We start from the raw sequence: 9,290 nt of genomic DNA, 5'->3' as shown, positions 1-9,290 counted from the left end.
CGAACACTTCGCTCTTGTTGCTCCACTCCCAGATCGAGACATTCCGTACCGGATCGATCACCACGCGCGGCGTGCCCAGATGATCTGGTTGGACGTAGGCCAACTCCGGCACGCCGGTGCCAGGCACGTTGATCAGCGCCACCGGGTAGTTGTCCAGCCAGATGGCCTGCTGTTGCGCCTGGCCCGTGGCCGAGTAGTTGCCCAGCCACTGTCCTGCCTCGTCGTACAGCGTGATCTGCGCCGCGCCACCGGCCGGGGTGCGCAGCACGCGCTCACCGCGATGGTTGTAACCGTAGCTTTCCAGCACGGCATCACCCTGCCTCACCGCGTTCATGCGGTTCGCATCGTTGTAGATGAACGTCTTGCTGCCGATGCTGGTGGTATTCCCCGCTGCGTCATGGTTGCGCACCTCGCCATCCACCGCAGCCAGGCGATGGCTGGTTGGGGGATAGGTGTAGCTGGCGGTGCCTGCCGAAGTGGTCAGCGGGGTGCGATTACCGGTGGAGTCAAAATTCTCAAGCCCCCTCTTCGAAGAGGGGGCTGAGAAGGCACGCTACTCTTGTGATCCACCAGCCAAATGCTGCTTTCTCCTCAAGGCAACGAGAAAGAAGGCTGTCGCAGCTAGCAACGCGCCACACGCATCCCAGATTCGGTCAAGCCACAGCATCAAAGTGAAAATGGCCAGCCACATTACAGATAGTGCAAGAAACCATCCGCGCGTCAGCTTCATAGGGCTCAATACACAGTTTGAATTCCAACCATAGCGCAGACGATACCCAATGCAACCTAATAGATTGCCGGCATCCCTTCCTCCAACTGCTGCAACGCCGGCGACAAAGGGCAAAAGCAGCGTCAGATCCGACGCACCAGATGCCGGCAAGGTCAGCCGCGTTGATGGGGGGGGGCGGAAGAACCAGCAGCGCAGGCGCAGCGACCTCATGCACCATGACTTCCTGCACAGGGAGTAGGTGTTATACCTCACTACATTACCAGCACGACCCGTCGCGAGGTCGGCAGGCTGTGGCACTCCGCTGCAGACCTGACCCATCGGAAGGGCTGGCACGCGCACGGCCCAGGGGAACGGCAATGAAGAGCAGCCGAGTGACGTTGTGGGCGCTGGCCGCGATGATGGCCGCAGTGGGCACCGCGCACGCAGGGGAAATCCAGGTGGATCGAGGCGCTTACGCACTGCAGGCCGAAGAAACGGGGTCAGGCCCGATCACCGTGGTCTTTGAATCCGGTTTCGGCCAGGGCGCGGGCGCCTGGAAGGAGGTGGTTGCGGGTCTGGGGCGCGACTACCACAGCATCACGTACGCCCGTGTGGGACTCGGCAAGTCCGGCAGCGACGGTCACCCCAAGCGCATCGATGCGCATCTGGCCGACCTCACGGCCGTGATCGATACGCTCGCCCCCGGTCGCCGCGTGGTGCTGGTGGGTCATTCCTATGGCGGCCTGCTGGCCACGGAGTTTGCACGCCGCCATCCGGAGCGCCTGCAGGGCCTGGTGCTGGTGGACCCGGCCACGATGGGGCAGCGCCATGCGTTCAAGCAGGCCGACAGTGCACGCGTGCAGGCAGACGATGCCCAGCTGCGGGCGATGCTGCCGCCAGCCATGGCCGCCGACTACGCCGTGCTGACCGAACAACTGGATGCACCCGGTGCGGAAACCCCGCGCACGATGCCGGACGTGCCGGTGGCGCTGCTGACTGCAACGCGGCTGGCTGCCGAGCCGCTGTTCTTCGAGGAAACCGCAGGGGGCAAGGCGCTCTGGAAGGCACAGCACGCCCTGCTCTTCTCGGGGTTCACGCGCGGCACGCATCGCTACCTGGCGACCGGGCACACCCTCCAGCGCGAGGATCCTGCTGCGGTGGTGGCCGCGATTCAATCCGTCTCCGGCACCTTGAAGTAGCCGTTCCAGGCAACGGCCTTCCGGGTTGTCCCGGCTACTGCCCCCGCAGGCGCACCGCAAAATAGCGCGCCGGGGAAAGGCCAAGCGCCTTCTTGAACATCGTGATGAAGGCCGTCACCGACTCATAGCCCAGCGTCTCGGAAACGCGTTGTACCGGTGCGCCCGTGGCAAGTTCCCGAATGGCGATGAGCAGGTGCAGCTGCTGCCGCCAGCGCCCGAAGGACAAGCCCGTTTCCCGTTCGATGAGCCGGGTCAATGTGCGCTCGCCCAGGGCCAGGCGCACCGCCCACTGGCTGATGGTGCTGCGATCTGCCGGATCCGCCGACAGCGCCGCCGCCAGCGCACGCACCTTCGGGTGATGGCTGACCGGCAACGACAGATGCTCGGCCGGCATCTGCACCAGTTCGTCCAGCAGCACCCGCGCCAACCGGTCGGTGTGGCTGCCATGCGGGTAGTCCAGCGGCGCGTCGGCCAGGTGCAGGATCATCTCGCGCAGCATCGGCGAGATCGCCAGCGTCACGCACTGCGCCGGCAGGTCGACGACGCCGGGCTCGACGAACAGGTAGCACAGGCGCGCGTTGGCGGTGGCGCGATTGCTGTGCGGCATGCCACCCGGAATCCAGACGCCACACTGGGGCGGCACGATCCACAGCGCATTGGCCACTTCGCAGGTCACCGCGCCATGCAGCGCAAGAATCAGTTGACCCTTGCGGTGCTCATGCACGGGAATCTCTGCGTCGTGCTCGGCCACCTGCAGGCGGCTGGCAACCGCCGGGCGATCGGTCTCGTCCGGGTCGAGGTCAAAGCCGGGGAGCGAAATGCGAGCCATTCTCACATTGACCGGTTTTAGCGATTGATTGTCATTGTAGCGAAATTCGCCATGGCGGCCGATCACTAGCATGAGCCGCATGCCCTCCCCTACCCCTTTCCGTCCCCATGTGTTCCAGGCATTCGCCCGGTTGAAAAGCCCTGCCCTCAGGACCGACCAGGAAGCAGTGCTGTTCTCGCTCAAATGCCTGCTCGCCACGTCGCTGGGGCTGTATGTCTCTCTGCGGATCGGCCTGAATCGCCCGTTCTGGGTGATCGGCACGGTCTATCTGGTGTCGCAGCCCCTTTCCGGGGCGACACTGAGCCGCGGCCTGTTTCGCCTGCTCGGTACCGTGGGCGGGGCCGTCGCCACCGTCGCGCTGGTGCCACGCTTCGCCAATGCACCCCTGGTGCTGAGCGCCGCGCTCGCCACCTGGATGTCGCTTTGCCTGTATCTGGCAATGCTCGACCGCACGCCGCGTGCCTATGCGTTTCTGCTGGCCGGCTATACCACCAGCCTGATCGGGTTTCCTGCGGTGATGGTGCCGGCAGACGTGTTCACCATTGCCATCACGCGGGTGCAGGAAATCGCCATCGGCATCCTGGCCGCAACGCTGGTCCATGGGCTGGTGCTGCCGCGCCGGGTTTCGTCGCGCGTGCACGCACGGGTCGCTGCCGTGCTGGATGACGCGGAACGATGGACGAGGGACATGCGCGCCGGCGCATCGGACACGGTGCTGGCGACGGACCGCTCGAAAGTGGCAGCCGACCTGCTCGAGTTGCATGTGCTGTCGATCCACCTGCCCTTCGACAGCGCCCACGGCGTGGCCCAGGTACGGATCCTGCGTGCCGTGCATGACCGGATGCTGGACGTACTGATGCTCTCCAGCGCGGTGGAAGATTCCATCGACCGGCTGCGTTCACCACAGGCCGGCGCGATGGATGCAACGGGCTGGCGCGATCTGCTGCAGGCCGGCCTCGCCGCGCAACAGACCGAGCTCGACCTCGCCCACGCCGACTGCCGCGTGCTGCAGGCACAACTATGCGCTGCCCGGCCCGACTGGCGCCGGCATGTACCTGCTCGCCTTGCGCGATATGCGCAGGGTGCGGTACTTCACCGGGATCATCGGCTTGCCCTGCGCAGCGCGCTGGGCGCGTTCGTCGGCATCCTGCTGAGCTGCGTTCTGTGGATCGTTACCGGCTGGTCGGACGGCGCCACGGCGGTGTCCATCATCGGCACGGCGTGCGTGCTGTTCGGCACGATCGAAGCGCCTGCGCCGCATGTCATGCGCTATCTGGTGGGGTCGTTGATTGGCGTTGCCGTCGGCCTGCTCTACGGTCTGCTGATCTTCCCCGCGTTGTCCGATATCACCGGCCTGATTGCCGCGCTCGCGCCGGTGCTGCTGCTGTGCGGATCGTTCCTGGCCCGGCCGCCCTACATCATGGCCGCGCTGGGCGTGGTGCTGACCTTCCCACTCATCGCCGGTCTGGGTGCGACCAATGCGATCAACATCGTCGGCGCACTCAACAACAGCGTTGCGTTGTTCGTCGGTACGACGGTGGCACTGTGCAGCATGCAGCTGTTCCAGACCGCCGATGCGGGCCGCAACCGCGCACGGCTGGAGCGTTCGATCCGTCGGGATATCGCACGACACGCCGCCGGACAAGGTGGCGTGACCCGCGCTTGGCTCAGCCGCATGCTGGATCGAATCGGGCTGCTCGCTCCCAGGCTGCAGGGCCTTTCCAGCGCCGCGCACGACGTGCGGGCATTGTTTGCGGATGTTCGTGCGGCACGTGCATCCAGCCAACTCCGCGCACTGGAAAGCTGCCTGGACAATCCGCAGGTCCGGGCGCTTCAAGCACTGCTGATCGAACGCCTCGCCGAGCATTTCAGGGTTCGTGCTCACCCGCCGCGCCCTATCGACACCCATCTTCTGGAACTGCTGGACCGAATGCGCGAAGCAGTGGTGACCAGCAGCGGGGCTGATCGGGAGCATCTGTCGCACCTGCTCTGCGGGTTGCACCGCGACCTTCTCGTACCTTTGTTCACCCACCGGCGCTGACCTCATGCTTCCTGATCTTTCGATTGATGGCGTGCTGATCCCCGGCCTTCTCGCCGTGGCCGCCGCCGCGCTGGCGCTGTCGATGCTGACCTCGCGCCTGCTCGCCAGTCTCGGCCTGTACCGCTTGTTCGCCGCGCGACCACTGGTGGGCCTGTCCCTGTTCGTGATCCTGGCGGAGCTGATGATCCGGCTCGCGCCCCTGTTCGAGAAATGAGATGAAACACACGCTTGCTGTCATCGGGCGCTGGAGCGCAACCCTGGTTGTATTCGCGATTGCTGTCGTTGCCGCACTGTCCATCTGGAAGCGTTACGAAACACGCCCGTGGACGCGGGATGGACGGGTGCGCGCCGACGTGGTGCGCGTTGCATCAGACATGGGGGGGCTGGTCACCCAGGTGCTGGTGCACGACAACCAGCGGGTGAGCGCCGGACAGCTGCTGCTGGTGCTGGACCAGCCGCGCTTCGCTGCCGCACTTGAGAAGGCCGACGCAGCGGCCAGCAGCGCACGCGCCACGCTGGCGCTGGCCCGCCGCGAATCGACGCGGGACAACGCACTGGGCAACCTGGTCGCTTCGGAAACCCGCGAACGCAATGCCGCCAAGGTCGATACCGAGCTGGCAGCGCTGGCGCAGGCACGGGCCGAACAGCGCGTTGCCCAGCTCAACGTGCAACGCACCGAGGTGCGTGCGACCACCGATGGCATCGTCACCAACCTGGACCTGCACGCGGGCGACTACCTGCAGCCGGGGGCACAGGCGCTGGCGCTGATCGACACCCGCAGCCTGCGCATCGAGGGCTATTTCGAGGAAACCAAGCTGGCCTGCATCACCGAGGGCGATGCCGCCGTGGCCCGGCTGATGGGCGACGACCACGACGTGCGCGGGCACGTGGATACCATCGCCGCCGGCATTGCCGACGATCAGCGCTCAAGCACCCACAACCTGCTGCCGGCGGTGGCACCGACCTACACCTGGGTGAGGCTGGCACAGCGGATCCCGGTACGCATCCGCATTGACGATGCGCGGCCGGATACCCGCCTGATCGTCGGTCGCACTGCGAGTGTGACCATCACGCCCTCGGCACAGGGAACCTGCAAGTGAGCCTGCGAACACTACGCGGTGGGCTGCTTGCCCTGCTGCTGCCGATGACGGCCTGCGTCTCCGGCCCCGACTATCACCTGCCTGCGAATGCCGTCGCTGCCTCCACACGCGCGGCGCAGGCGTTCGTCTCGGGCAAAGAGGCATCGTTCAGCCACGACCCACCACCGGATCGGTGGTGGGAACTGTATGGCGACCCCCAGCTTGACGCCTACGTACACGATGCACTGGCGGCCAATACCGACCTGCGCGCCGCCGATGCCAACCTTCGGCGCGCCAGCGCTGCCGTGCTGGAGTATCGCGCGCGCGGTGCCCTGCAGGCCGACGTGGATGTATCGGGCACGCTCACCCATGCCGGTGGTTACACCCTGGCGTCGGCCGCGCCGCAGTCCTATGCGCTGGGCCTTCACCTCTCCTATCCACTGGATCTTGCAGGCGGCATCCGCCGCGGCATCGAAGCCGCCAACGCCGACGCGCAGGCCATCGCTGCGGCACGGGACCAGGTCCGCGTGGTCGTCGCTGCGGCTGTCACCCGTGCCTATCTCCAGATCTGCACAAGCAATCACACGCTCGCTGCGACCCGGCATGTGCTGGCGATACAGCGCGCCACGCTGGAGGCAACCCGTCGCCTGGCTGCAGGCGGGCGTGGAACGGACTTCGATGTCAGCCGTGCCGGAGCCGCGGTCAACCGCAGCGCGGCGGCGGTACCGCACCTGCTGGCAGAACGCCAGGCCGCACTGTTCGAACTGGCCGCACTGATGGGCAGGGTCCCGGCAGACTATCCCAGGGAGGCCGAAGCCTGCCCCCAGCCCCCTGAGCTGGAGCAGGCGCTGCCGGTCGGTGACGGCTGGCAGCTGCTCCAGCGGCGCCCCGACATACGTGCCGCGGAGCGTAGCCTTGCCGCGGCCACAGCGATGATCGGCGTAGAGACTGCGGAACTTTATCCGCGGGTCACCCTGGGCGCGTCCCTGGGCACGGCGGGCATGCGACGGCAGCTGCTTTCCGCCGACAGTTTCGGGGCGAGCGCCGGGCCGCTGCTGTCATGGCACTGGCCCAACCGCCGCGTGGCCAAGGCCCGCATCGCAGCGGCCGGTGCCAATGCAGATACGGCTCTTGCTTCCTTTGACGGCGCGGTGCTGCAGGCACTTCGCCAGACCGAGACAGCGCTTTCTGCCTGCACCCAGGCGCTTGAACGCGAGCGCAGCCTGGCACAGGCGCGTGGGGACGCAGCGCGGGCCGCGGGACAGGCGCAGCAGCTCTACCGTTTCGGCAGGATCGATTTTCTCGATGTGCTTTCGGCCCAGGCCGCGCTGGCAGATGCGGAGTCCGCATTGGCCGCATCGCGCGCGGACCGGATCGATCGCCAGATGGATCTGTTCCTGTCACTGGGCGGCGGCTGGGGCGCATTGGGTCCGGCCCCGGACGGGGCCCGTTGATCCGTTCCGGGGCGGCGACTGCACGTCACGCTGTGTGTTCAGGAAAGTGCCACGCACACCCGTATTCATTCACACTGACTGCCCTATATTCCCGCCACAGCGCCGCATGCTGCGGCCATGACGGAGGCATCCCCATGAAGACCACACGTTTGCTTGCCATCGCATTGAGCGCAGCCACCGCGTTGGCCGCGGCCCCCGCCTTCGCCGATCCGCCGCACCACGCCCGCGGCAACGGCCCGCCGCCGCATGCAGGTGGCCCGCACAACCGCGATGCGCCGCCGCCGGGCTGGCAGAAGAAGGCCTGGCGTCGTGGCGACCGCCTGCCTTGGGCCGAAGTGGACCGCCGCTACTGGGTGGACGACTACGCGCGCTATGACCTGCGCGAGCCGGGCCGCGACCGGCGCTGGGTCCGGCAGTCCGATAACGAGTACCTGTTGGTGGAGATCGCCACCGGGCTGATCATCGACGCGCTGCATCGCTGACACCTCGTGCGGTGTCCCTCCGCGCGGCAGAACGCCGCGCGGAGGGATACTTCACGACCTGGGCTGTGACGATCGGCGGCGCTTATGCCCCCGACGCTGTACCTGCCTTCGCGGCCGCCCGGCATGCATGCCCTCCCGCAGTGCGATATACGCGCACATCAGCGCTGTGGCAAACAGTCCCATCGCCACCAGCAGTTCGTATCCCCGATCACCGAAGAGCAGGCGGAGGGAGACCTCCAGTGAGCACAGCCTGCCACAGCGCAGGCCCTGCTCGTTGAAGCCATGGATGAGCACCAGCACGCCCATCAGCCCGCACAACGCCATCAGGGCCAGGCTTGCGATGAAGATGAAAGGTCGATGGATGCGCATGCGTTCGTCGCGGTCTTCTAGGGTGACGTCAAGCGCGACGTTGTGAGCACGCGATCGGAAGCATCCAGCTCCACCGACCAGGCTTCGGTATCCAGGCCCAGCCGGTTCTCATACCACCATCGCTGCGCACAGCGACCACTGCATCCACGGCTGGCATAGCGGGTAAAGGGAGCACCGGCGTGCTCCACCACGTCAGGTTGCCCCAGCGCCTGGAGTACTTCGGCCTTGCCCGCCCCGGCCGAACCGAGGCAAGCGCGCGGGAATGCCACGCCGAGATTGCCGAGCAACCGGCAACGTACGCCAGGAACAGGCCGGCAAGCCCCCACATCAATGTCCTCATTGACAGATCCCCTCCTGCGCCGCGCGCCCGCGCATCATCCGCGCAGACCTTCCTCAACGTCAAACCGGCCTGTTGCGGCGCCCGTCATCCGTGCTAGCGTGCGCCGACCGATGATTCAGGATGAACACAGGGACGCCCGTCGATGGCAGGCAAGGGCCGGAAGGACAGGATCGCGCAGGAGATCGGCCTGTTCATGCAGCAGTACGCGCGCAAGGCGCAGCGCCATGCAGAACCCTGCGACCGGCCGTACGACCGGGGCTGGAAGCGCGGCTCAAGCGCTTGCCGCCCTAAGAAGTGGGTAGGCTGCTTTCCGCAGAGCATGACGACGATGACCAGCCCCGTTGCATGGGCCAGGCGCGCCATTGTCGTGACGTTCTGTAGCGCGCTATGCGCCTGCGGTATGGTGATGGACAGTTCGTTCGACACCCTGCAGGAGGCGCTTGACTCCGACAGGGTGAACAAGGGGTGGATTCCCGGCTGGGTGCCGCAAGCGGCGACCGATCTGCGCGAGGTGCACGACCTCGACTCCAACACCAGCGCGCTGGCCTTCACCAAGCCCCCTGCGATACCACTGCAGCTGCCTGCGGATTGCCAGGCGACCACATTCAACAACAGTGATCCTGTTGCATTCAATCGATACTGGTGGCCTGGCAACGCGACGCTCAGTGCGTCGTACCGTGTCTTTCGCTGCGCGCCCGAATCCGGAAAATCCGTCTTCGTCGCCGTCAACACGGCCGAAGACCACGTGCTTTTCTGGCGAACCTACGCGCGCTGATGCGCGAGCGCCA

At 66.3% G+C, this 9,290-nt stretch carries 11 protein-coding genes and 1 pseudogene; 7 read left to right on the top strand and 5 right to left on the bottom strand.

The window, feature by feature from the left end; all coding sequences use genetic code 11:
- Both HMPREF3114_RS00445 and HMPREF3114_RS20820 read right to left on the bottom strand, forming a co-directional pair.
- A pseudogene (locus HMPREF3114_RS00445) lies at nucleotides 1-511 on the bottom strand (RHS repeat protein); the annotation flags it as partial.
- A gap of 42 nt (nucleotides 512-553) precedes the next feature.
- Nucleotides 554-940: a hypothetical protein gene (locus HMPREF3114_RS20820; RefSeq protein ID WP_141750760.1), complete on the bottom strand. Its 387-nt coding sequence runs from the start codon at nucleotides 938-940 to the stop codon at nucleotides 554-556.
- 146 nt (nucleotides 941-1,086) lie between these two features.
- Here HMPREF3114_RS20820 and HMPREF3114_RS00440 point away from each other — a divergent pair, with 146 nt between their 5' ends.
- Nucleotides 1,087-1,908, top strand: coding sequence for an alpha/beta fold hydrolase (locus HMPREF3114_RS00440; RefSeq protein WP_070488723.1), 822 nt, complete (start codon nucleotides 1,087-1,089; stop codon nucleotides 1,906-1,908).
- Nucleotides 1,909-1,942: 34 nt separating this feature from the next.
- On the opposite strand, the gene HMPREF3114_RS00435 is transcribed toward HMPREF3114_RS00440, so the two are convergent.
- Nucleotides 1,943-2,737: an AraC family transcriptional regulator gene (locus HMPREF3114_RS00435; protein WP_070488720.1), complete on the bottom strand. Its 795-nt coding sequence runs from the start codon at nucleotides 2,735-2,737 to the stop codon at nucleotides 1,943-1,945.
- 70 nt (nucleotides 2,738-2,807) lie between these two features.
- Between HMPREF3114_RS00435 and HMPREF3114_RS00430 the strand changes: the two genes are divergently transcribed.
- The 5 genes from HMPREF3114_RS00430 to HMPREF3114_RS00410 all read left to right on the top strand — a co-directional run bounded on the left by HMPREF3114_RS00430 (nucleotide 2,808) and on the right by HMPREF3114_RS00410 (nucleotide 7,793).
- Nucleotides 2,808-4,778, top strand: coding sequence for an FUSC family protein (locus HMPREF3114_RS00430; protein ID WP_235643040.1), 1,971 nt, complete (start codon nucleotides 2,808-2,810; stop codon nucleotides 4,776-4,778).
- A gap of 4 nt (nucleotides 4,779-4,782) precedes the next feature.
- A complete protein-coding gene (locus tag HMPREF3114_RS00425) occupies nucleotides 4,783-4,992 on the top strand; it encodes a DUF1656 domain-containing protein (protein WP_053498584.1) in 210 nt (69 codons plus the stop codon).
- A gap of 1 nt (nucleotide 4,993) precedes the next feature.
- Nucleotides 4,994-5,878, top strand: coding sequence for an HlyD family secretion protein (locus HMPREF3114_RS00420; RefSeq protein WP_053498582.1), 885 nt, complete (start codon nucleotides 4,994-4,996; stop codon nucleotides 5,876-5,878).
- Entirely contained in the window at nucleotides 5,875-7,311 is a 1,437-nt protein-coding gene (locus HMPREF3114_RS00415) for an efflux transporter outer membrane subunit (RefSeq protein WP_053498580.1), read from the top strand. Before HMPREF3114_RS00420 ends, HMPREF3114_RS00415 begins: the two co-directional genes overlap by 4 nt.
- Before the next feature lie 134 nt (nucleotides 7,312-7,445).
- Nucleotides 7,446-7,793: an RcnB family protein gene (locus HMPREF3114_RS00410; RefSeq protein ID WP_053498578.1), complete on the top strand. Its 348-nt coding sequence runs from the start codon at nucleotides 7,446-7,448 to the stop codon at nucleotides 7,791-7,793.
- Between the two features lie 51 nt (nucleotides 7,794-7,844).
- On the opposite strand, the gene HMPREF3114_RS00405 is transcribed toward HMPREF3114_RS00410, so the two are convergent.
- Together HMPREF3114_RS00405 and HMPREF3114_RS20415 are read right to left on the bottom strand one after the other, a co-directional pair.
- A complete protein-coding gene (locus tag HMPREF3114_RS00405) occupies nucleotides 7,845-8,162 on the bottom strand; it encodes a hypothetical protein (RefSeq protein ID WP_053498576.1) in 318 nt (105 codons plus the stop codon).
- 17 nt (nucleotides 8,163-8,179) lie between these two features.
- Nucleotides 8,180-8,431 carry a hypothetical protein gene (locus HMPREF3114_RS20415; protein WP_235643041.1) on the bottom strand — a complete coding sequence of 84 codons (252 nt, stop codon included), beginning with the start codon at nucleotides 8,429-8,431 and terminating at the stop codon, nucleotides 8,180-8,182.
- 213 nt (nucleotides 8,432-8,644) lie between these two features.
- On the opposite strand from HMPREF3114_RS20415, the gene HMPREF3114_RS00400 reads away from it, so the two are divergent.
- Complete coding sequence (locus HMPREF3114_RS00400) at nucleotides 8,645-9,277, top strand: YbbD-related protein (protein WP_229766023.1); 633 nt, start codon at nucleotides 8,645-8,647, stop codon at nucleotides 9,275-9,277.
- Nucleotides 9,278-9,290 lie beyond the last annotated feature (13 nt).

Origin of the sequence: Stenotrophomonas sp. HMSC10F07, from assembly GCF_001807895.1 — a bacterium.
In the GTDB taxonomy this organism is placed as follows: domain Bacteria; phylum Pseudomonadota; class Gammaproteobacteria; order Xanthomonadales; family Xanthomonadaceae; genus Stenotrophomonas; species Stenotrophomonas sepilia.
This window is presented reverse-complemented; position numbering and strand designations above follow the sequence as displayed.